The organism is Cohnella rhizosphaerae (genome assembly GCF_029525575.1).
Classification (GTDB): domain Bacteria; phylum Bacillota; class Bacilli; order Paenibacillales; family Paenibacillaceae; genus Cohnella; species Cohnella rhizosphaerae.
Genome location: NZ_JAPDIA010000008.1, coordinates 508,101 through 528,473 on the forward strand (window position 1 = coordinate 508,101; position 20,373 = coordinate 528,473).

Sequence of the window (20,373 nt, forward strand, 5' to 3'; positions counted from 1 at the left end):
TTGGAAAATCGAACATTTTAACGGGAATTGCGCATAACGGGCGTGGCCGAGTCTGTCATACACTGAATGCAGATAACGCTTACATTCAAGCCGAACAACCTGAAAGGAGGAAAGTATGGCACTCGCCGCCTTGCGCAAATACTGGCCCTTTTATGTGATGCTGTTGCCCGGCGTAATCTTTTATCTCGTCTTCCGGTACTTTCCGATGTACGGCATGGTGATCGCGTTCAAGGATTTCTCGATCATGGACGGCATTCTGGGCAGCCCCTGGGCGAATCCCTGGTACAAACATTTCCAGACGTTTTACGAATCGCCTTACTTCGGGGGAGCTGCTCCGGAACACGCTGCTGATCAGCCTATACAAGCTCGTCTGGGGCACCGTCCCGCCGATTCTGCTCGCCCTGTTGCTCAACGAATGCCGGATCCGCTGGCTCCGCTCCATCGTGCAAACGCTCACCTATATGCCGCACTTTTTATCGTGGGTGATCATTTTCGGCATTCTGATCGCGCTGTTCTCGCAAAACGGGGGGCATCGTGAACCGCTGGATCGTGGAGGCCGGCGGCAGCTCCTACCCGTTCCTGACGTCGACCGCTACGTTCCGCAGCGTCCTGGTCGGCTCGGAGGTGTGGCAAAATCTCGGCTGGGGCGCGATCATCTATCTCGCAGCGATCGCGGGCATCGATCCGACGCTGTACGAAGCGGCCCGGGTGGACGGCGCGAGCCGGCTGCGGATGATCTGGCATATTACGATTCCCGGCATTCGCAGCGTCATCGTCCTGCTCTTTATTTTAAAGCTCGGGCATCTGCTCGACGCCGGCTTCGATCAGATTTACATTCTCTACAACATCCAGGTGTACCCGGTCGCCGACATCTTGGACACTTGGGTATACCGGACCGGCTTGCAGCAGCTGAATTTCAGCCTCGCCTCCGCCGTCGGGCTGTTTAAATCGCTGATCGGCATGGCGCTCGTCCTGTTTGCCAACAACGTGGCCAAGAGATGGGGGGAAGGGATATGGTAAAGGGCTTGGAAGACCGGCTGTTCAACGTCTTCGTCTACGCCGTGCTCGTCTTTTGCGCCCTGCTGGCCATCTTCCCGATCCTGTACGTCGTCTCCGTATCGATCACGCCTTTCGGAGAGGTGCTTCGCAACGGCGGGTTTATTCTCATTCCGAGGGACGTCACGTTGTCGGCCTACAGGACGCTGCTGACGCAGTCGAATCTGCCGCAGGCGTTTAAAATCACAGTGCTCATCACCGTCGTCGGCACCGCGGTCAACCTGATATTGACGGGACTGATGGCGTACCCGCTCAGCCGCAAAAATTTGCCGGGCCGCCGGATATTCCTGCTCATGATCGTGTTCACGCTGATTTTCAGCGGCGGCCTCATTCCGACCTACCTGATCGTCAAGTCCGTCGGGCTGATCGATTCCATCTGGGCGATGATTTTGCCGAACGCGATATGGAGCTTTAATGTCCTGATCATGAAAAGCTTTTTCGAGGGCCTGCCCGAGGAGTTGTTCGAATCCGCCCGCATCGACGGGGCGAAGGAATTCCGCATCCTGTTTCAAATCGTGACGCCGCTGTCGGTTCCCGTGATCATGACGATCGGTTTGTTTTACCTCGTCGGCCACTGGAACGAGTTTTTCCAGGCGATCTTCTACGTGACCGACCGGACGCTGTTTCCGCTTCAGGTGATCGTGCGCGAGATTCTCATGCAGAGCCAGCAGACGCTCGAAAACGCCGACAATATCACGCCCACCCAGACGCTGCAAATGGCCGCCGTCATGATCGCCAGCCTGCCGGTGCTCGTCGTCTATCCGTTTATCCAGAAATACTTTACCAAAGGCATGCTGCTCGGTTCGATCAAAGGGTGATTCGATTAAAGGGTGAATTGGCCCGCGGACGGCCATAGGCCGGACGATAGAAGGCCGCTCCAATACAGGGTATGAAAGGGGTACGCCATGTCCTCGAATTCGATCAAACGAACGTCCGCGCTCCTCATGTCAGTCGCGCTGCTCGGCGCCGTCGTCTCAGGCTGCGGCAACGGAGGCGGCAACGAGGCCTCCTCGTCGCCATCCGGCTCGTCTTCGGCTTCGTCGCCGGCCGGCACGGAGACCAATACGCCGCAAGCGAGCGCCGAATCCGGCAAAAAAAATCAAGCTGGAGGTCATCGAGACCGGCAACAATCTGCCCGCTCCGGACCAGGACGTCATCAAGAAGGAGCTTGACAAAGCGCTTAACGTCGACTTTAACCTGACCGTCTACGCCTCGGGCGACGACTACAAAAACCAACTAAACGTCCGGATGGCCTCCGGCAACTTCCCGGATCTGTTCGCGCTCGACCGGCAGCAGCTGATCGAATTTTCCAAGCAGGGCTTGCTTCTGGATTTGACGCCCTATATGGACCGTCTGAAGCAGGCGACCGATTTTATCGGCGAGGAAAACGTGAAGAAGGGGGCGGTCGACGGGAAAATATTCGCGATCTCCAAAAGCTCGCAAATTCCTTACAATACGTACTTCATCCGCAAGGACTGGCTCGACAATCTGAAGCTGGAGGTGCCGAAAACGATTGAAGACCTGAAGGCCGTCGCCGTCGCCTTCACGAACGACGATCCGGACCAGAACGGCAAGAAGGATACGTTCGGCCTGACGGGGGGCCGAGCTGAACGGGGCATTCGCGCCGGTATTCGGCGCCTTCGGCGTCGGCACGCCGGGCACGGTCTACGAGAAGGACGGCAAGCTCGTGAACGCGCTGTACGACCCGGCCATGAAGGATGCGCTCACCTTCATCAAGGACATGATCGCGACGGGCGCCGTCGATCCGGAGCTGCTCGCCAACACGGCGCTGCAGCATCAGGAGAAGGCGTTCAAGGGCCAGGCCGGCATCGTCTGGATCGACTGGCCGAACATGACGAAGGAAAACATGATCGAGCAGATCAAAGCCGTCAATCCGAAGGCGGAATGGATTCAGATCGAGCCCCCGGCGGGCCCGGCCGGGAAGTTCGACGGCTCCTGGGAGATCGGCAATACGCCGGGACGGTACGCGATTCCGAAGGCGCTCGAGAAGGATCCGGAGAAGCTGCAGCGCGTATTCGATCTGTTGAACTACGTGTCCGATCCGAAGACCGGATCGCTGCTCGTGCAGTTCGGCGTCGAAGGCACGCACTTCACGAAGGACGGCGACAAAATCGTCATGACGGATAAGGCGGGCGAAGTCGGCTATTCGTGGCTGTACCAGTTCACCGGCCGTCCGGAACTGTCCTATTTGCAGACGAAATTCGTGCCGCAGGCCGAATTTATCAAGTTCGCGGGCGACCAGCCGCGCATTCAGACGCTGAATGGCTTCGTCGATCTGCCGGAGGGCTACGTCGCCTCCGACGCGGACCGGTATATCAAGGAGGAGCTGGCGAAGTTCGCGTACGGGCAGCGGGATTTGGGCGAATACGACAAGTTCCTGAAAACGCTCGAAACGACGATGAAGTATAAGCTGTTCATGGACGCGGCCGAGAAGCAGCTTACCGCGCTCGGCTACGGAAGCAAATAAAAAGAACGGAGGTGCAGGCGAAGTGAGCAACGAGACCGACCGCATGCAACTGGACATACCGGCGCTGAAAAAGCAGTTCGAGGAGCAAGGCTACCTGCAGCTGACCGGCGTATTAAGCGAGGATCGGGTGCGGCGGCTGAACGAGGCGGTTGACGCCGTTTTGGCGGAGGAAGAGGAGAGTCTGTCCTACAATATTTATAACAGCGTGGAGCGTCACCCTGAATTTCTGTCGCTGATCGACGAGCCGACGGTGCTGCCGCTGGTCGTGAATCTGCTCGGGTACAACATTCAGCTTCATATCTCGCATCTGACGGTGAGGAAGCCGAATCCCGAGCTGAAAAAGACGACGACGAACAGCTTTATCGATTGGCACCAGGACGGTCCGCATCCGCAGTTTCCGAAGACGAACGGACTGACCGCGATGTACTATATTAAGGCCTGCTACGTGCTGAGCGACATGTCGGAGCCGAACCGCGGCAATACGAAGCTCATCCCGGGCAGTCACAGAAAGCCCTTTAACCCGAACCAAACCGACGTCAACGTCGCGCTCGCGGACGAACTGCAACTGTGCGGCAAGCCGGGAGACGTATTCCTGTTCGCGCAAAACGTCTGGCACGCCGGCGCGCCGAATACGTCATCGTTTACCCGACGGCAGCTGTTCATGGGCTACAGTCCGCTCTGGATGCGGCCGATCGATTACCATCAAGCTTCCGCGAAGCTGCTCAAAGGCGCGGACCCGATCCGGCGACAGCTGCTCGGAGACATCAGCGACGACAAGTTCAAATACTACGTCCCGCAACAATCCATGGTGCCGCTCAAGGCGCTGTACCAGGTCTGAATTGGAATCTCACGCTGTTTAATCCGCGGAAAGCACTGCAGACGAATCCCGTCTACGGTGCTTTCTTTTTTTATCGAATAGGCAAACGACCATAAGGAGGCGAATACACCTTGGAAACCCGGCATCCGTTTTGTTTTTGGCCGCTCCTCCTGGCTTTCGTATTGGCAGCCGCATGGCTTGTTCCGGCCGCTCGCGCGCATGGCGAACAACCGGGGGGCTTTGCTGCGAACCGGCAACTATTATTTCAGTCTCGCGCCGAACGCGGGCAGCTCCCCGGACTACAACGCGACGGGGATCGTGTCCGCCCAGACGGGCAAGCTGCTCGACGGGTCGACGACGACGTATGCGGGATGGATGGGTAACGGCAGCTTGCCCGGCACGGTGCAGGTCGTATTCGATCTGCTAAAGGACTATCCGCTCGACCGGATCAACGTCGTCATGAATTCTCCGAACAGCTACTGGGGCTTTAAGGAGATGACCGTCAAATATCGTTCCGAGGCAAATACGGACTACTACTATTTGGCGGGCAAGCATGTCCGAACCGGGACCGCGCTCAATTACGCCGTCGAATTTCCGCTGCACGACGCCGTCGCCCGGTTTATCGTCATCGACATGAAGCGGTCGCATGCGTATCAGCACATTCCACTGAGCGAGGTACAGATTTACCGGGGCGTCGGAGACGAAGGGACGAACCCCGGGCCGGCGCTGACCGCTTCCGAGCTGCAGGCGGAAATGAAAAAGGACGGCCTGATGGCGGACCGGTACGGACAATGGATTTACGAGGATTGGCCGGGTAAAGTGACGACGGACACGCAGCTGCAGCAGGAGTATGCGACGGAAGCCGCCGCGCTCGCGGGCGTCGAGCTGGATTCGAACGTCTACGATCCGTACGGCGGGCTTAAAGCGATGGGGCAGCAGACCGCCAGCGGTTACTTCAGGCTTCAGCAGATCGACGGCATTTGGTGGTTTATTACGCCGGACGGGTACCCCTTTATATTAAAGGGCGTGGATACCGCCAGCATCTGGGAGTGGGGCTACGGGACGCCGCTCAAGAAGACGGACGGCACGCCGCGAAGGGTGTTCGAGGAGCTCCCCGACCCGAACGTCTATGCAGAAGCGTATTCCAATGACGCCAACGGCGAGCGGGTCAGCTTTTTTGACGGCCAATATTATGAAAAAATACGGCAGCGATTATGAAGCGAAATGGGAGGACATCACGAAAAAGCGGCTCATCGATTGGGGGTTCAACGCGTTCAGCAAGTGGTCGAAGCCCAATACAGTGACGTTTCCTTATATCATGGTGCTGCAGGACCCGCCGACGCTAAGCAGAATCGATTGGACGTACGACGTGTTCGATCCGCAGGCCGAATCGATCATCGAGGCTTCGCTTCAGCCGCAGCTTGAAGCGGCGGCGAGCGATCCGTGGCTCATCGGCTACACGTACGACAACGAAGCGGGCTGGAGCTCCGACATCGTCGCGAAGGTGCTGGCCTTCGGCGCCGAGTCGCCCGCGAAGGGAAGCTTCGTCGACCTGTTCGCGGAGCGGCATAACGGGAATCTTGCGGAGGCCAATCAAATTTTGGGAACGAACGCGGCTTCTTTCGAAGCTTTGAAAGCGGTTCCGATTTCGCTGTCCAAAGTGCCCGCCGCAGACGTATCGGCTTATATCCAGCTGGCGTCCAGAACGTTTTATTCCACGATCAGCACGATTATCGACCGCTACGATACGAACCATTTGTTGCTCGGCTCGTCGATCGTGCCTACCTGGCGCACGAGCCTCGATTGGGATGCGGCGTCGATGGAATTCGTAGACGCATTCTCGGTCGACAACTATACGAACGATCCGAATTGGATCGCGCGGTACCAGGCGTTCGGCAAACCGCTGCTTAATCTCGAGTACACGTTCAGCACGACCGAGCACGGTCTGTCCGCAGTAAACGGAGCGACGCACGTTCCAACCGTCGCGGACCGCGGGCTCCGCTACAAGGCGTTCACGGAAGGGCAGCTGGGCAACCCGCTGTTCGTCGGCTCCGGGTGGTTTTCCTACTACGATCAAGCCGTAACCGGTAGGAAGGACGGCGAAAATTTCAACATCGGCCTGCTCAACCAGCAGGATCAGCCGTATGCCGATATGATCGCGGTCATGAAAACGACCAATGCCGGCCTTGAGGCCGTTCACGCGGATGCCGAAGTTCCGACGGAGCCGGAGGAGCCGTTGGACATCATCGTCGACAATCGGGACGCCGAATTTGCCGCAGACGCGGGCTGGGTGACCAGCACCTACTCCGCAGCTCGCTTCGGCGCAGACTACGTCCACAGCAATAAATTGGCGAACAAGCAGGCGACGTGGACGCCGAACGTCACGGTCCCGGGAGAGTACAACGTCTATATGGTGTGGAACGCTAGCGCGGACCGCGCCGCCTCCGCGAGCCTGGAGATCGGGTACGACGGCGGGATCGATACGACCAAGACGGTGAATCAGAAGACGAACGGCAATCTATGGGTGTTCATCGGTACCTATCCGTTCGAAGCCGGGACGAATCAATATGTAAAAATCAAGTCGACTTCCACAACAGAGTATACGATCGCAGACGCCGTAAAATTCTCGTTAGCTTCCGCGGATCCGTTCGGCGCCACGCATGCGAGATCCAACTAAAGTCGGAGCAAGCGGAGGAGCGAGGCAACGAAGCCGCCAAGTACGGGATTTTGAAACCGTACGATCAATCGGTGTCCGCGCTCTCCGGCAAAAAAAATGACGGCCGAGCAAGCCGACATTTTGCGGAAATGGGCGAAGGCGCTATAAGCGCAGCAGGAAGGAGCGGCCGGATGACGAACCGGCTGCTTTTTCGTCGCATAAGCAAGTTGCGTTGCCGCCCATTCCCTACAATTGTCGGAAGTGCCTTCGGAGAGCGTATATGTCCTCCTGCCGCGTTTGAACGATATCCCCGTGCGTCAGGTTGAAGACGTGCTTATTCGGATAGGCAGGACGGCGAATCGCTCTCGGTAGGCAGGACGGCGAGTCGTTCCAAGGAGAGAGGACGGCAAGTCGTTCTAGGGAGAGGGGACGGCAAGTCGTTCCAGGGAGAAAGGACGGCGAGTCGTTCCAGGGAGAAAGGACGGCGAGTCGCTCTACGGATACAGGACGAAGAAGCTCTCTCGGTAGGCAGGACGGGACTAGAAAACCGTCTTCCGTAGGGCGGGAGCTAAGCAGGGCGCCGGATCTTTCATGCGGAGTTGAAACAGAGGGCAAGGGTAAGAAGGGAGACTTATTTATCGTTCATCCGGCACCGCGTTCATGTCGCGCATGACCCCTATATCGCCACATTAACGGACGAATGCCCGATCTAGTGCCTACCAGACCTCGATATGTAATTTTACGATACGAGCCGCAGCATTCGATAAGATCGGCAAGCAGCGCGGAGCGGGAAGATAGGCGAAATCCGAACTCGTTCAAATAAGCTTGCAGATGCTTGGGGCCGATCCCGCCGAACGTCCAGGATAGCCACCGTACAGCGTCCCGCCAAGCGAGATGGAGCGCCGTGCGTCCATGATGGCCGCTCGGGAGCATCGTAGCAGATCCTGCTGCGAGCCCGCCAGCGACATGTTTTTGTACAAAACGCTCTGCTGCTTCTTCGCCGTCGGTCACGTCTCTTCCGGCCATATCGTCCCCTTCGGGTCCGTCGACCGCTTTTATTTTGAGCTGGACAAGCTGTCCGGTCTCGTCGATGGAGGCGCCTGCCATGACCGGCTGGGGCTTCAGCGTCCCTTGGGCGTTGGGGCCGCCAAGCTGACGTTGGTATTCGTAGCCGTAATATTCGCCAAGGAGTTGAACGGCCCCGTCGAGCGGGCGGTCCCGATCCCACTGGCCAATGGCGTGACGCAGCTTATGATTGATCAGCCACGCGGTCTTATAAGTTACCTGAATCAGTTCGGCCAGAAGCTTGGCGCTGATGCCGATCTGCATCAGGTACATCGCTTGGAACCACTTCGTTAGCGGCGTGCGCGAGCCTTCAAGCACCGTGCCGGCCGTCAGCGAGGTCTGATGGCGGCAGCAGCGACATTCAAAAAGCCGCCGGTTGCGTGACGACACCCCATAGTAGCAGGGATGCGCGCAGCGGGGACAGCGGAAGCCGTGCGGCCATTTTGCAGCGAAAAGAGCGCCCTCGCAGTCGTCCTCCTTATAGACGGGCAAAGAATCCCGTATCGAAATACGGCTGGGCATGGCGATCCCTCCGATTAGAACGTATGTTCCTATTTTAACAAAAGCCGGATGGATGGTAAAGCGATTTTTTAAAGAAAGGGTATTTTTAATCGGAGCATCGGGGAAGGGGAGGTGGCGGCATTGGACGCGAAGCGAGTAAAACCTTTGACATTCGCCGAAATTGCCCATCCTTGCCGAAGGGGATATCGTTAAAACGTCGCGGAGACAGGTATATGTCTCCATCACAAGCTCACTTGGGAAGCTCGAAGCCCCGGCGCGATGGCTGAGGTCAAGCAAGACACGCGTATGACAAAATAGAGCGGAACCGTCCGCTCTTTTTTTGCCGCTTCCCCTTGCTGCAGACTCATACGCCGTCCGTTCGATCCTGCTTCCTGAATGCGCTCGGGTTCGTTCCCGTCCATTTGCGAAATTGATTCATAAAGTGGTTGTAGTTGTGGAAACCGACGTCGTAGGCTACCTCCGAGGCGCTGCGATCCGTGTGCGCAAGGAGAAGCGTGGCTTGCCGGATACGCATCCGGTTGAGCGCATCGATGACGGACACTCCCGTCTGTTCCTTGAACAAGTGCGACAAACGGGAGGGAGACAGTCCGATCTCCTTCGACAGCGCTTCGATTTGAATTGGGCTGCGCATGTGCTCCGACAAAAATCGCATGGCTTCCACGACCCGCGGATCCAGCTTCCGGCTTTGCCGCTCTGCCAGCAGCATTAAGATTTCCCGGAGCGAATTCAGGCACAGATCGTGCCAGTACTCGCTCCTTTCTCGCGAATCGAACAGGATTCTGCGAAAAGCCTCGTATATTCTCGTTTGCACGGAACCGGGCTCCAACGCTTGCAAGGACAACGGCTCGTCCGGCAGCAGCTTTTCCCCGATCGAGCGGGGAGAGAAATGCGCCCATACGAAGTTCCAGGCCTCCCCCTCTCGTCGTCCCGTACGCATGTGGCGTACCCGCGCGCACCAGAACGATGTCGCCGCCGGCGCAAGTTTTCTTTTCGCCCGGAACCGTAAAGTAGCCGCTGCCGTCAAGCGTATAGGCGATCAGCCAATCTTCCATCCCCCCGGGCCGGTTGGTCATGTAGCTGTCGTCGACTTGAAAATGTCCAGCCAGAATAATGCCGGAAGTCAATTCGCTAGATTGAGCCGGTTCGTTGTATTTTTCCACAGATGTTCTCTCCCAGCCGCTGTCGTTTACTAACAGCATAGCGCGCGTCGCGGCTCAAATCCAGCGGTCAGCAGAATCGTGTGAGCGAAAAGCAGGATTGCTACTCCCCGGCCGCGAGCGAAAAAAATATACTGGACCTGCAGGACCGGAAGGCCGGCATAATCGTTTCGGAGGAGGAGAAGACATGTCGCAAGCGCTTCAAAGCTTGACCGCGGAGCAAAAAGATAAGTTCGGCAGGGAAGGCTTTCTGATCGTAAAAGGGGCTGTACGACCCGCAGCAGCTTCAGGAAATCAAGGACACTTTCGAAGAAATCGGCCGCACTGGGGTGCCGGGCTATTACGACCCGGACATGGCCGCGGGCGACGACGATCCGCTGAAGCGGTATCCGAGGGTGATGCACCCGCACCGTTTCAACGAAACGGCGAAACGATACATGCTGCATCGGCCGGTGCTAGCCGTATTGGAGGATTTGTACGAGGAGCCGCCGCTTGCCGCGCAAAGCATGTTTTACTACAAGCCTCCCGGCGCCAAAGGCCAGGCGCTGCATCAGGACAACTTCTACCTGAAGGTGGAGCCCGGCAATTGCATCGCCGCATGGACGGCCGTCGACGAGGCGGACGAGGAGAACGGCGGGATGCTGGTCGTGCCGAAAACGCAGGATTACGAGATCGTCTGTCCCGAGCGCGCCGATGCGAAGGAGTCGTTCACGACCCACTTCGTGAAGCCGCCGAAGGACCAAAAAGCGATGCCCGTCGTCATGGAAGCGGGAGACGTACTGTTTTTTAACGGCAATCTGATTCACGGATCGTACCGGAACAAGACGAAGGATCGCTTCCGCCGCGCGTTCATCTGCCACTACGCGAATGCGTCCGCGACGCGCATCGGCCAACATTATCGTCCGCTCTATCATGCCGACGGGACGGAAGTCGATTTGGAGCCGAATGCGGACGGCGGGCCGTGCGGCGTCGAATTCGAGACGTTATACCCGCATTGAGGAATCGGGGACGGATGTCGGACCGGCAATTGCTGGACAGAATCCGATCTTCTGCTATAATGAGGAGCGTTATCAATTAACGCCGACAAGTACGTCGACAATCGAACAAACCCCGGGGGGAGCTGGGTAAGGCCGGCTGAGAGTGCATCCCGTCATCGACGATGCAGACCCTTTAACCTGATCTGGTTAGTACCAGCGTAGGGAGGCGGGAAGCGCGAATCGGATTCGCGCGTTTTGTCCATGTTTATTAAGGACGCCCTCCGTATACGGGGGGGCGTTTTTTGAATGTCTGCGTGCCGGACGGCATGGAGAGGGAGTAGAGACAAATGGGTATGTTAGGCAAAAGCTGGCGCGGCAAGGTCGCGGCGGCGGTCGCGGCGCTGCTGATCCTGGCGGGCTGCGGAGGGAACGGGAACAACGAGGGAGGCAGCGGTTCGGCCGCGGCTTCGCCGAGCGCGCCGGGTTCCGCTTCGGCATCCGCCTCGGGCGGCCATGCAGCCGATCTCGGCAAGGTAAAGCTCGTGCTCGACTGGACGCCGAACACGAACCATACGGGCTTGTACGTCGCGGCCGACCAAGGCTATTGGAAAAAGCGCGGCCTCGACGTCGAGATCGTGCTGCCGCCGGAGAGCGGCGCGGACCAGATGGTCGCGACGGGCGCGGCGGACTTCGGCGTGGGCGCGCAGGAGGGACTTACCCTGGCGCGGGAGAATGATATGCCGATCGTCTCTCTGGCCGCCATCATTCAGCACAACACGTCGGGTTTCGCCTCGCCGGCGGACAAAAACATCAAGGAGCCCAAAGACTTCGAAGGCCACAGCTACGGCGGATGGGGGTCGCCGGCGGAACAGGCCGTCATCGGCTCGATGATGCTGAAGCAGGGCGCCGACGTGAACAAGGTCAAGTTCGTCAACGCGGGTACAGCCGACTTTTTCACCGCCGTTCAGAAGGATATCGACTTTGAATGGATTTTCTACGCCTGGACCGGCATCGAAGCCGAGCAGCGCGGCATCAAGCTCAACATGGTTTACCTCTCGGATTTCGACAAGCGGCTGGATTATTACACGCCGGTGCTGACGACGAGCGAAAAAATGATCAAGGACAAGCCGGACGTCGTCCGCGCATTCGTCGAAGGGGCGTCGGAAGGCTATCAGTACGCGATCGACCATCCTTCGGAGGCCGCGGACATGCTCATCAAGGCCAATCCCGATCTTAACGCGGATCTCGTCAAGGCGAGCCAGGCCTGGCTGAGCCCGAAGTACAAGGACGACGCGTCTCGATGGGGCGAGCAGAAGCGCGAAGTGTGGTCCGGCTACGCCGAGTTCCTTAAAGAGAACAAGCTGCTGACGAAAGACCTGGACTATGACGCGATGTTTACGAACGACTTTTTGCCGCAAGCCTTAAATCATATGCAAGGACGCACGAGGACTTGAACGGGGAGGATTAAGAAATGGCGCAAGCTTTGCTCAGCATTCAAATTTTGCCTAAAGCCGCAAAGCCCGAGGACGACACGCATCTGTACGTCGACCGGGCGATCGAGATCATCAAGGCTTCGGGCGTCGCGTACCGCGTCGGACCGCTTGAGACGACGATGGAAGGCGACCTCGACCGGCTGCTCGACATCGTTAAGGAAATGAACCGGGCGATGTTCGTGAAAGGCAGCCCGTCCGTCCTGTCGCAAATCAAGCTGCTCGTGCACGGCTCGGACGGCGCCTCGATGGCGCACCTGCTGCGCAAATATCCCGATGGACAGTAAAATCGGGCGGTGGCTCCTGCCGGTCGCGACGTTGATCGGCGCGATCGTCCTGTGGCAGCTTTGCGTAGATCTATGGCACATCAAGCCTTATAAGCTGCCGTCGCCGTTGCATATCGGCGAGCGGATGTGGGAGCAGCGCGACCGGCTGCTCGCGCAGAGCGGCTCGACCCTTCGGCTTGCCCTGAAGGGCATCGGGCTCGGCATCGCGCTCGGCGTGCTGTCGGCGATCGTCTTTCACCTCATTCCCGTCGTCCGGGCGGCGCTGTCGCCGATCATCATCATCACGCAGAACATTCCGCTCATCGCGCTCGGACCGCTGCTTATCATCTGGCTCGGTTTCGGCATCGCGCCGAAGCTCGTGCTGCTGGCGCTCGTCTGCTACTTCCCGATCGCCTGGTCGATGCTGACGGGTCTCGGGCAGGCGGACGCGAACTTGCGCGAATATCTCGCGATGATCGGCGCGAGCCGGCTCACGGTGCTGCGGCGTCTGGAGCTGCCCGCATCGTTGCCGTACTTCTTCTCCGGACTGAAAATCACGGCGACGTACAGCATCACGGCGGCCATCGTGGCCGAATGGCTCGGCGCGAGCGAGGGCATCGGCTATTATCTGGTGCTGAAGTCGAAAGGCTACGATACGACGAGCGTATTCGGCGCGATCGTCTGCATCGTGGGCATGGCGCTGGCGTTCTATGGCATCGCGGCGCTGCTCGAGCGGCTCGTCGTTCGCTGGCGGCCGGCGGGCCGGGAAGGAGGCGCGCGATGAGCGGGCAAGCGAAGCTCGAACTGATCGATATTCATCATCAATATTCGCGCGGCAAAAAAGCGCATCCCGTACTGGGCGGCATCTCGCTTACGGTCGCAAACGGCGAATTCGTCACGCTGCTCGGACCGTCAGGCAGCGGCAAATCGACGCTGTTCCGCCTGATCGGCGGCGTCGAGCGGCCGGATGCGGGGCGCATTCTGATCGACGGCGCGGAGACGACCGGCCGGCGCGGGCAGATCAGCTACATGCCGCAGCAGGCTTCGCTTTTTCCCTGGCTGTCGGTCCGCGCCAACATCGCCTCCGCGCTGACGACGGCCGGCGTCGAGCGGAGGCAAGCCGAGGCGCTGGCAGCGAAGTGGCTCGATCGCATCGGTCTCGGCGACGTGGCGAACGAGTATCCGCGGGTGCTGTCCGGCGGCATGCAGCAGCGCGTGTCGTTTTTGCGTGCGCTGCTCATGCCGCGCGGCGTCATGTGCCTCGACGAGCCGTTCGCCGCGCTGGACGCGCTCACGCGCGCGGACATGCAGGCATGGCTGCTGCGGCTGTGGGAGGAGGAACGGCGCTCCGTGCTGTTCGTCACGCATAGCATCGAGGAGGCGCTGACGCTGTCGGACCGCATCTACGTGCTGTCCAAGGCGCCGGCGACCGTGCTGCGGGAGATTCGCGTCCCTTTCGAGCGGCCGAGAAGGGCGGATGTGTGGAAGGAGCCGGCATTCGTGGCGCTGAAGGAAGAAGTGCTGGCGCTGCTGGAGCGGGGGGGGCGGCGAACATGGCCTATGACGCGCATCTGCACGCCGACCAATATGCGCCCGGGCGCCGCGAAGCATTGCTCGCCGAAGCGTTCGCCGCGGGCGTGAGCGGCATCGTCGCCGTCTCGATGCATCCGGACTCCTGCGCGGAAACGCGGAGGCTCGCCGCTTTGCGGCCCGGACGCATCATGCCCGCCTATGGCCATCATCCCGAGCAGCCGCCGCTCGGGCCGGTCGAACGCGATCGGCTGTGCGACTGGATACGCAGCCTTGCCGCCGACGGCGAGGCGTTCGCCATCGGGGGAGGTCGGCCTGCCGTACTATACGCGGACGGAGGCCGAGGCGCGCGGCGAAGCGTTCGACGAAGCGCCTTACCTCGCGCAGCTCGACGATTTTGTGCGTCTTGCCGCCGAGCTGGACCGGCCGATCGCGCTCCACGCCGTCTATGAGGACGCGGACAAGGCGCTTGCCATACTGGACCGGCGGGGCGTGCGCAGGGCGCACTTTCACTGGTATAAGGGCTCGCCGGAGACGACGGCGCGGCTCGCCGAGCGCGGCTGCTTTTATCTCGATTACGCCCGACGTGCTGTACGAGCCCGAGATTCGGGAGCTGGCCGCGACCTATCCGCTCGGCCGGCTGATGGCGGAGACGGACGGCCCTTGGCCGTTCGAAGGTCCGTTCGCGGGGGATGGAGACGACGCCGGCCATGACGTTTGCGGTTGCGCGCGAGATCGCGGCGCTGCGCGGGCTTGCGCCTGAAGCGGCCGAGCGGATGCTCGACCGCAATACGGCGGCGTTTTACGGTTTCGAATGAGGCCGCTGCCATCGCCAAAAGCAAGCCTTGCGTCCTTCCTTCAAAAGGACCGCAAGGCTTGCTTTTTAATAGATGGGGCTTGATTGAAGCAGGGCGCATCCGTAGGCCGCTCAGCCGTGGTAGCTGCCCATCGGCGCGTTCAACACCCATTCGAGCAGCAGCAGTTGCTCTTCCAGCCGCTCGGCTTGCGCCTGCAGCTCGGGCCGGGCTTCCGCGCCGGCTTGTTCGTACAAAGCCTCGATGGCTTGCTTGCGAGAAGCCAGCTCATGATACTTCCGTTTGACTTGGTCCGCGGTTCTCAAGTGCGACGTCCTTTCCGTATCGTGCGGCGACGGGCGTCAGCGGCTGGCCGTCAGGCCGCCCGCTTGGGCGCCGCGCGCAGCACGTACAGGTAATAGCCTGCGTAATACGCGATCAAAATGAAGAAGATGGCCGCCGTCCAGGGATCGCGGCCGTATTGCTCCAGCGTGTCCGGGCCGCCGGCGGCATTCGCGGCCGTCTGCGCGCCCTGCATCGCGAACAGGAACCGGTAGGCGATTCTGCCGATGAACAGCGCGATGACAAGCGACTCGATGACGACGTGCGTCCGGTAGTACAGTCCGTCGATGCGGCGCTCCACGATGCTGTGCCGGATGGCGAACCAGGCGAGCAGCCCGCCGAGGGCGAGTCCCGCGGCGTCCGCGGCGAATACGATCGGATGAACGAATCCCGCCGCGATCAGGATGATGCCGATGACGGAGAAGATGCCGATTCGAATCTGGAGTCTCCGCGGTCGAAGGAGCTGGAAGCCGACCGTCCGCCGGATGCGTCGGTACAAAATAAACGCGACTAACAGGATGGGGACCGCGTATTGCGCGGCTTGGTTCATGAAGGATCGTCCTTTCGGGATCGTTTGATGCGCTTAGTTTACCATATGGACCAGGGGACGCGTCTATCCTTCCTCGGACGGAGACAATGTTTGGCTTGTCGATCGCCCGTCGCCGGGAACCGTCGGCAAGAACGGCAAAAAGCCGCCGGTGCGGCGGCTTCGGTCTGCCTGGAAGGGCGCGATGACGAATCAGCGGCGCGAACGCGGCGTGGATTGCGGATCCTGCTTGATCGTTTCCGACACCTCGGTCACCAAGAACGCCAAGTAATTTCTAAGCGAGAGACGTTGCTGCTTCATGCGTCATCACACCTCCTTCCCGCGTGGACTGTTATTTTTTTCTTACACATCCGGGGACTGGTTGAAACGAAGACGGACACGAATCGACGCAAACCGCAACGGACGGCATCGTATGGCCCGGAGCGGATGCGAAAAAGCCGGCCCCGCTGAAGGGCCGGCCGTTCGCGCGCAACGCGTCAGGTAGAAAACCGGATCGTTAAATAAATGACCAAGACGAACAAAAATACCGCCAGGCAATAGCCAAGCACGAGCCCAACCGCTTTCGGACCGTTCATGTCGATTCACCGCCCAGTACTTAATGCTTCTATTATACAGGACGATGCCGGGAGAAATGAAATGACGCGTTTGTGAACGATCGGCGCGATCAGCGCGCATGCCCGCCAGGCGACAGCGAGAGATCGGCGATCGGCTTGTCTCGGATTCGTATAAGACCAGTCGCCATGAAGGATGGAGATGCCGTCCAAAGTAGCGCCGAAGAACGTCGAGCCCATCATTTTGCAGCGATCGAACTTAGAGACGAACAGATCCGCGCCGCCGAAGTTGCAATTTTCGATTCAAGAGCCCGTTCGCTCCGGCCTAAAAGTCAAGCGTTATATTTTTAAAGTGCGCAAAAAAAGACCTCCCTGCGGAGGTCCTGGGCCTTACGTAACATGGATTGCCAGAACGCGAGATGGAGCGATTCGATAAGGGATGCGTTAGCCGAGCGTTTCCGCGTCGCCCGAATCCTCTTCGTCGTCGAACAGGGGACCGCTCGTAATCCATAGCTGCTGAAGCTGGTCGTCCGTGATCGCACCCTTCAGGAATTTGTCGTAGTCGGACGTTTTGATCTCGATCATGTTCTCTTCGTCGTTCTCGGTGTAGAAAACCCGCATGTATACGGCGCCGAGCGGCGTGAGTTTTTTTGAAAATCTGGTCGATATCCGTCCAATCTTCGTCAAAGCCGTACATGGACGGATAATAAACGACCGCCGTCATGTCGCCCTCGATGTCCGTCAGCGTAATTCCGTCTCCGCCGAGCGCCATGACGTCTTCCGTCAGCTTCACCAGATTGGCGCCGGCAGGCTTCAGGTCGACCGTCTGCTTTTTGGCGTCGTAGGTGTAACTGACACCTGCGCTTTTCAGCGCGGACAGCGGCACCATCGTCGAGCCTTGCAGATTGATGGCCGGCGTACCCTGCGTCGCAATCGCCTGCCCGCCGAGCGTCAATCTGACTTTCGGGAATCCTTTGTACGTTCCCCACAAGCTGGCTGCGCTGACGACGCCGCCGACTGCCAGCAGGCCGATCAAGGTAAGCAGTACGATCTTCTTTTTCATTCGAACAACACTCCGTCGCCATTAGTATCGATTTACATGATTAAGCTTCTTTCTAAGAATACCATGGCGATGCGATTTGTTTCTGTGACTGCGGTTACATTTTTGAAGGCTAAAAGACGCAAAAAACGACCCCCGTCTCGCGACGAGGGCCTCATGGGAGAGGAGAAACCGGACGAAGAACTTATGGGGAAACGTAAGCCTTCTCCGCGGTTATCCCCGGCGTCTCTCGACGCCGGTAGTAGCAGTATCGCCGCATGCTGGGAAAATATACGCGACCGTGCAAAAATTTGCGCGCACGTGTTCGGCGTCCAGGAGACAGGCTTCCCGCAGGCGGCTCGATATGGTAACATAAGCCTCATCCAAGCCGCGGCGGACCCGCGGCTGTCTTGCTGTCAAATCGGGGCATACCATGCACGCGGGGGGTCGAACTTCACAGATGAGAGTCATATCCGGAGAGGCCAGGGGGAGGCCGCTTAAGGCGGTGCCGGGGCAAACGACCCGTCCGACGACGGACAAAGTCAAGGAAGCCCTCTTCAGCATGATCGGGCCGTATTTTGACGGAGAGCGCGTGCTCGACCTGTTCGCCGGCACCGGCGGACTCGGGATCGAGGCGCTTAGCAGAGGGGCGGGACGAGCCGTCTTCGTCGACGCGAACATGCGCAGCATCGACGTCGTTCGCGCCAACCTGGCTGCGACGCGTCTCGCGGACAAGGCGGAGGTCTACCGGCAGGACGCCGGCAAAGCGATCAGACTGCTGGAGCAGCGCGGCTGCGAGCCGTTCGATCTGGTATTTCTCGACCCGCCCTATGCCATGAAAAATGGCGACGCGCTTCTGCTGGAGCTGACGGCGCGCGGTCTCGCCGGCGAGCACACGGTGGCGATCATCGAGCATGAATCCGGATTCGCGTACGAAGAGCGCATCGGCATCTTCGAGCGGCGGCGGCTCGCCCTGTACGGCGAGACCGCGATTGCGATCTATAGATACGGAGGCGAAGAATAGATGAACGCCAAATCGAACCGGCCGGAAAGCGAGCATCGCATCGCGGTGTATCCGGGCAGCTTCGACCCGGTCACGTTCGGGCATCTCGACATTATCCGGCGTTCGGCGAAGCAGTACGACAGATTGATCGTGGCGGTGCTGAACAATACGAGCAAAAGCCCGTTATTCACCGTCGAAGAGCGGAGGAGCCTGCTGCTCGAGGTGACGAAGGACCTGCCGAACGTGGAAATCGACAGCTTCAGGGATCTGCTCGTGCGCTACATGCGGTCGCAGCAAGCCCAGGTGATCGTGCGGGGCATCCGTTCGGTCACCGACTTCGAGTACGAGCTCCAGATGGCTTCGACGAACCGTCAGCTCGACGAAGGGATCGAGACGATTTTTATGATGACGAATCCCAAATATTCGTACCTCAGCTCGAGCATCGTCAAAGAAATCGCCAAGTTCGACGGCGCGGTGCAGGATCTCGTGCCGCCAGCGGTGGAAGCCGCGCTGCGGGGCAAGTTCGGCAAGCGGGACTGACGACCGGCAAGATGGGCGCCTTTTTGCGAAGTTGTCGCAGAAGGCGTCCATCGGTCGTATTCGGCGCCTGCGCGCCTTATTTCGGGCGGCGCTTGCCGTCCCGCCGGCGGGGCGAGATCAGGGCGGCGAGCAGGGCGAGCAGCACGAAGATGCCCAGGCAGGCGATCGCGGCGAGCGTCGTACCGGGCAGCAACGCCCAGCCCGACGGGAGCGGGCCTGCCGCGGGTTCGGACGCCGCGATCGGACCGGAGATGCCGAGCCACGCCGGGGCGAGCGGCGCCAGCCAGCCGCGCTGCGCGGCGACCGCCAGCGGATAGGTCGCGGCAAGTGCGAGCGCGGCGTGAAGCAGGCGGCCGGCGATGAAGCGGGACCAAGGGAACCGGCTGCCGGTCCAGGCGGCTCTGGCTTGAAGCAGGCCGCTTACGCCGCTCCAGGCGAGCGCAGCCGCGATCAGCGCGGCGGCTTTGGCCGGCGCGGACTCGAACAGCGCCGAGCGGCCGGAGGCATAGGCGCCGAGGTGCATTTCGTACAGGCTCGGGATCGTCAGCCAAGCGTCGGTGCCCGGCAGCGCCGTCTGCAAAATGCGCAGCACCACGGCGCTCATCATCATCAAACCTCCGATCGCGAAAAGCGTGGCGACGGCGCTCGTGACGGCGTCCGCGGTCTGCTTGCCGAAAGGGCGCGCGTCGGCAAGACGCGCCTCCTGCATCGCCCGAAAGGCGCGGCGAAGAGCGGAATCCGCCGGCTGCCGGGAAGCGTCGCCGTCGCGAGACGATTCGTCGGACGGCTCGGCAGCCGCCGGATCGCGACCGGACAACCGCGGCCACAGCATGCCCGCCGCGATGCCGGATATCCACAGCCCCGCCACGATCGCCCAGCCGTAGACGGGGGCATGCAAAAATCCGCTTCCGACGACGACGATGACGAGAAACGGATTCGGCATGTGCGAGAGCAGCAGCAGCGACTCGGCCTCGCGGCCGCGAATCAGGCTTCGGTCCCGCAGGCGCGCCGTCTCTCTGGCGCCGGCGGGCAGGCCCGCCGTCCAGCCGAAGGCGACGACCCATCCCGCCGAAGCAGGCAGCTTGAACAGCCGGCGGAATGCCGGACTGCCCAGGGCCGCGACGCCGTGAAGCAGACCCGAGGCGGCGAGCAGCTCGGCGAGCATGAGCGGCGGGAGCAGGCCGGGGAAGACGGTGTCCCACCAGATCTGCAGACCGCCCAGCGAAGCGCGGAACGCCTCGTCCGGCGATTTTACGATGCTCGCGACGAGCGCAAGCGCGCAGCCGCCGAGAAAAACGGAAATGAGAAACGATTTTTTGCGCGACGCGGATTCCGGCATGAACGCCGCCTCCTCACGCCCATTCGGGTCTAACGGATGGCTGGTGGTGCAAAGCGCCGGTAAAGCGCAGGACAAAGCCATGGCCGCTCGATGGGACATGGTACAATGTACGCATGCCCGTCCGGCGTTAGACCAGCCTTGTCCGCGCAGGCTTGCGCGGTAAGCGGGAAGGCAAGAGGAGAGAGGGAATATGC

19 protein-coding genes, 6 pseudogenes and 1 riboswitch are annotated in these 20,373 nt (G+C 60.0%); of the genes and pseudogenes, 17 read left to right on the plus strand and 8 right to left on the minus strand.

Features of this window, described 5'->3' with window-relative positions:
- The first annotated feature begins 115 nt into the window (after window positions 1–115).
- From OMP40_RS25690 to OMP40_RS25725, 8 genes and pseudogenes are all read left to right on the plus strand, one after another.
- A pseudogene (locus OMP40_RS25690) lies at window positions 116–1,020 on the plus strand (ABC transporter permease).
- Complete coding sequence (locus OMP40_RS25695) at window positions 1,014–1,874, plus strand: carbohydrate ABC transporter permease (protein ID WP_277535635.1); 861 nt, start codon at window positions 1,014–1,016, stop codon at window positions 1,872–1,874. Before OMP40_RS25690 ends, OMP40_RS25695 begins: the two are co-directional and overlap by 7 nt.
- A gap of 87 nt (window positions 1,875–1,961) precedes the next feature.
- Window positions 1,962–2,228: a hypothetical protein gene (locus OMP40_RS25700; protein ID WP_277535637.1), complete on the plus strand. Its 267-nt coding sequence runs from the start codon at window positions 1,962–1,964 to the stop codon at window positions 2,226–2,228.
- Between the two features lie 25 nt (window positions 2,229–2,253).
- A pseudogene (locus OMP40_RS25705) lies at window positions 2,254–2,562 on the plus strand (extracellular solute-binding protein); the annotation flags it as partial.
- Window positions 2,563–2,743: 181 nt separating this feature from the next.
- Window positions 2,744–3,544, plus strand: a complete 801-nt coding sequence (locus tag OMP40_RS25710) for a type 2 periplasmic-binding domain-containing protein (protein ID WP_277535639.1) — start codon at window positions 2,744–2,746, stop codon at window positions 3,542–3,544.
- A gap of 43 nt (window positions 3,545–3,587) precedes the next feature.
- Window positions 3,588–4,382, plus strand: a complete 795-nt coding sequence (locus OMP40_RS25715; protein ID WP_277538031.1) for a phytanoyl-CoA dioxygenase family protein — start codon at window positions 3,588–3,590, stop codon at window positions 4,380–4,382.
- A 177-nt stretch (window positions 4,383–4,559) separates the two neighbouring features.
- Window positions 4,560–5,579, plus strand: coding sequence for a hypothetical protein (locus OMP40_RS25720; protein ID WP_277535640.1), 1,020 nt, complete (start codon window positions 4,560–4,562; stop codon window positions 5,577–5,579).
- Window positions 5,539–7,038: a golvesin C-terminal-like domain-containing protein gene (locus tag OMP40_RS25725; RefSeq protein ID WP_277535641.1), complete on the plus strand. Its 1,500-nt coding sequence runs from the start codon at window positions 5,539–5,541 to the stop codon at window positions 7,036–7,038. The genes OMP40_RS25720 and OMP40_RS25725 overlap by 41 nt, the downstream gene beginning before the upstream one ends.
- Before the next feature lie 621 nt (window positions 7,039–7,659).
- On the opposite strand, the gene OMP40_RS25730 is transcribed toward OMP40_RS25725, so the two are convergent.
- From OMP40_RS25730 to OMP40_RS40425, 3 genes and pseudogenes are all read right to left on the minus strand, one after another.
- Window positions 7,660–8,604: a transposase gene (locus OMP40_RS25730; protein WP_277535643.1), complete on the minus strand. Its 945-nt coding sequence runs from the start codon at window positions 8,602–8,604 to the stop codon at window positions 7,660–7,662.
- A 343-nt stretch (window positions 8,605–8,947) separates the two neighbouring features.
- Window positions 8,948–9,541, minus strand: a complete 594-nt coding sequence (locus OMP40_RS25735) for a helix-turn-helix domain-containing protein (RefSeq protein WP_277535645.1) — start codon at window positions 9,539–9,541, stop codon at window positions 8,948–8,950.
- Between the two features lie 16 nt (window positions 9,542–9,557).
- Window positions 9,558–9,803, minus strand: a pseudogene (locus OMP40_RS40425) (cupin domain-containing protein); the annotation flags it as partial.
- A gap of 145 nt (window positions 9,804–9,948) precedes the next feature.
- Here OMP40_RS40425 and OMP40_RS25745 point away from each other — a divergent pair.
- From OMP40_RS25745 to OMP40_RS40435, 7 genes and pseudogenes are all read left to right on the plus strand, one after another.
- A pseudogene (locus OMP40_RS25745) lies at window positions 9,949–10,759 on the plus strand (phytanoyl-CoA dioxygenase family protein).
- Window positions 10,760–10,864: 105 nt separating this feature from the next.
- A riboswitch (TPP riboswitch) is annotated at window positions 10,865–10,980 on the plus strand.
- A 105-nt stretch (window positions 10,981–11,085) separates the two neighbouring features.
- Window positions 11,086–12,192, plus strand: a complete 1,107-nt coding sequence (locus OMP40_RS25750) for an ABC transporter substrate-binding protein (RefSeq protein ID WP_277535647.1) — start codon at window positions 11,086–11,088, stop codon at window positions 12,190–12,192.
- A 17-nt stretch (window positions 12,193–12,209) separates the two neighbouring features.
- Window positions 12,210–12,515: a thiamine-binding protein gene (locus tag OMP40_RS25755; RefSeq protein WP_277535649.1), complete on the plus strand. Its 306-nt coding sequence runs from the start codon at window positions 12,210–12,212 to the stop codon at window positions 12,513–12,515.
- Window positions 12,505–13,278, plus strand: a complete 774-nt coding sequence (locus OMP40_RS25760; RefSeq protein ID WP_277535653.1) for an ABC transporter permease — start codon at window positions 12,505–12,507, stop codon at window positions 13,276–13,278. The genes OMP40_RS25755 and OMP40_RS25760 overlap by 11 nt, the downstream gene beginning before the upstream one ends.
- Complete coding sequence (locus OMP40_RS25765; protein WP_277535655.1) at window positions 13,275–14,135, plus strand: ABC transporter ATP-binding protein; 861 nt, start codon at window positions 13,275–13,277, stop codon at window positions 14,133–14,135. The genes OMP40_RS25760 and OMP40_RS25765 overlap by 4 nt, the downstream gene beginning before the upstream one ends.
- A pseudogene (locus tag OMP40_RS40430) lies at window positions 14,048–14,266 on the plus strand (TatD family hydrolase); the annotation flags it as partial. The gene OMP40_RS25765 and the pseudogene OMP40_RS40430, both read left to right, overlap by 88 nt.
- A complete protein-coding gene (locus OMP40_RS40435; protein WP_338131236.1) occupies window positions 14,226–14,738 on the plus strand; it encodes a TatD family hydrolase in 513 nt (170 codons plus the stop codon). The pseudogene OMP40_RS40430 and the gene OMP40_RS40435, both read left to right, overlap by 41 nt.
- Before the next feature lie 214 nt (window positions 14,739–14,952).
- On the opposite strand, the gene OMP40_RS25775 is transcribed toward OMP40_RS40435, so the two are convergent.
- The 4 genes and pseudogenes from OMP40_RS25775 to OMP40_RS25790 all read right to left on the minus strand — a co-directional run bounded on the left by OMP40_RS25775 (window position 14,953) and on the right by OMP40_RS25790 (window position 17,321).
- A complete protein-coding gene (locus OMP40_RS25775; RefSeq protein WP_277535656.1) occupies window positions 14,953–15,144 on the minus strand; it encodes a hypothetical protein in 192 nt (63 codons plus the stop codon).
- A 50-nt stretch (window positions 15,145–15,194) separates the two neighbouring features.
- A complete protein-coding gene (locus tag OMP40_RS25780) occupies window positions 15,195–15,710 on the minus strand; it encodes a hypothetical protein (protein WP_277535658.1) in 516 nt (171 codons plus the stop codon).
- A gap of 701 nt (window positions 15,711–16,411) precedes the next feature.
- Window positions 16,412–16,555 (minus strand): annotated as a pseudogene (locus OMP40_RS25785) (pentapeptide repeat-containing protein); the annotation flags it as partial.
- 28 nt (window positions 16,556–16,583) lie between these two features.
- On the minus strand, window positions 16,584–17,321 hold the full coding sequence (locus OMP40_RS25790) for a hypothetical protein (protein WP_277535659.1): 738 nt from the start codon (window positions 17,319–17,321) through the stop codon (window positions 16,584–16,586).
- Window positions 17,322–17,757: 436 nt separating this feature from the next.
- On the opposite strand from OMP40_RS25790, the gene rsmD reads away from it, so the two are divergent.
- Both rsmD and coaD read left to right on the plus strand, forming a co-directional pair.
- Complete coding sequence (gene rsmD, locus OMP40_RS25795; protein ID WP_277535661.1) at window positions 17,758–18,321, plus strand: 16S rRNA (guanine(966)-N(2))-methyltransferase RsmD; 564 nt, start codon at window positions 17,758–17,760, stop codon at window positions 18,319–18,321.
- A complete protein-coding gene (gene coaD / locus OMP40_RS25800; protein WP_277535663.1) occupies window positions 18,322–18,840 on the plus strand; it encodes a pantetheine-phosphate adenylyltransferase in 519 nt (172 codons plus the stop codon).
- Window positions 18,841–18,916: 76 nt separating this feature from the next.
- On the opposite strand, the gene OMP40_RS25805 is transcribed toward coaD, so the two are convergent.
- The gene (locus OMP40_RS25805) at window positions 18,917–20,179 is read right to left on the minus strand and encodes a hypothetical protein (RefSeq protein WP_277535665.1); all 1,263 of its coding nucleotides are present in this window, start codon (window positions 20,177–20,179) and stop codon (window positions 18,917–18,919) included.
- Window positions 20,180–20,373: the final 194 nt, after the last annotated feature.

Coding starts and splice junctions, on each gene's coding strand:
- OMP40_RS25715 (WP_277538031.1), top strand. CDS start 3,588: ATGCAACTGGACATACCGGCGCTGAAAAAGCAGTTCGAGGAGCAAGGC.
- OMP40_RS25695 (WP_277535635.1), top strand. CDS start 1,014: ATGGTAAAGGGCTTGGAAGACCGGCTGTTCAACGTCTTCGTCTACGCC.
- OMP40_RS25790 (WP_277535659.1), bottom strand. CDS start 17,321: ATGAAAAAGAAGATCGTACTGCTTACCTTGATCGGCCTGCTGGCAGTC.
- OMP40_RS25730 (WP_277535643.1), bottom strand. CDS start 8,604: ATGCCCAGCCGTATTTCGATACGGGATTCTTTGCCCGTCTATAAGGAG.
- OMP40_RS25755 (WP_277535649.1), top strand. CDS start 12,210: ATGGCGCAAGCTTTGCTCAGCATTCAAATTTTGCCTAAAGCCGCAAAG.
- OMP40_RS25735 (WP_277535645.1), bottom strand. CDS start 9,541: ATGCGTACGGGACGACGAGAGGGGGAGGCCTGGAACTTCGTATGGGCG.
- OMP40_RS25765 (WP_277535655.1), top strand. CDS start 13,275: ATGAGCGGGCAAGCGAAGCTCGAACTGATCGATATTCATCATCAATAT.
- OMP40_RS25805 (WP_277535665.1), bottom strand. CDS start 20,179: ATGCCGGAATCCGCGTCGCGCAAAAAATCGTTTCTCATTTCCGTTTTT.
- OMP40_RS25780 (WP_277535658.1), bottom strand. CDS start 15,710: ATGAACCAAGCCGCGCAATACGCGGTCCCCATCCTGTTAGTCGCGTTT.
- OMP40_RS25760 (WP_277535653.1), top strand. CDS start 12,505: ATGGACAGTAAAATCGGGCGGTGGCTCCTGCCGGTCGCGACGTTGATC.
- rsmD (WP_277535661.1), top strand. CDS start 17,758: ATGAGAGTCATATCCGGAGAGGCCAGGGGGAGGCCGCTTAAGGCGGTG.
- coaD (WP_277535663.1), top strand. CDS start 18,322: ATGAACGCCAAATCGAACCGGCCGGAAAGCGAGCATCGCATCGCGGTG.
- OMP40_RS25750 (WP_277535647.1), top strand. CDS start 11,086: ATGGGTATGTTAGGCAAAAGCTGGCGCGGCAAGGTCGCGGCGGCGGTC.
- OMP40_RS40435 (WP_338131236.1), top strand. CDS start 14,226: ATGGCCATCATCCCGAGCAGCCGCCGCTCGGGCCGGTCGAACGCGATC.
- OMP40_RS25700 (WP_277535637.1), top strand. CDS start 1,962: ATGTCCTCGAATTCGATCAAACGAACGTCCGCGCTCCTCATGTCAGTC.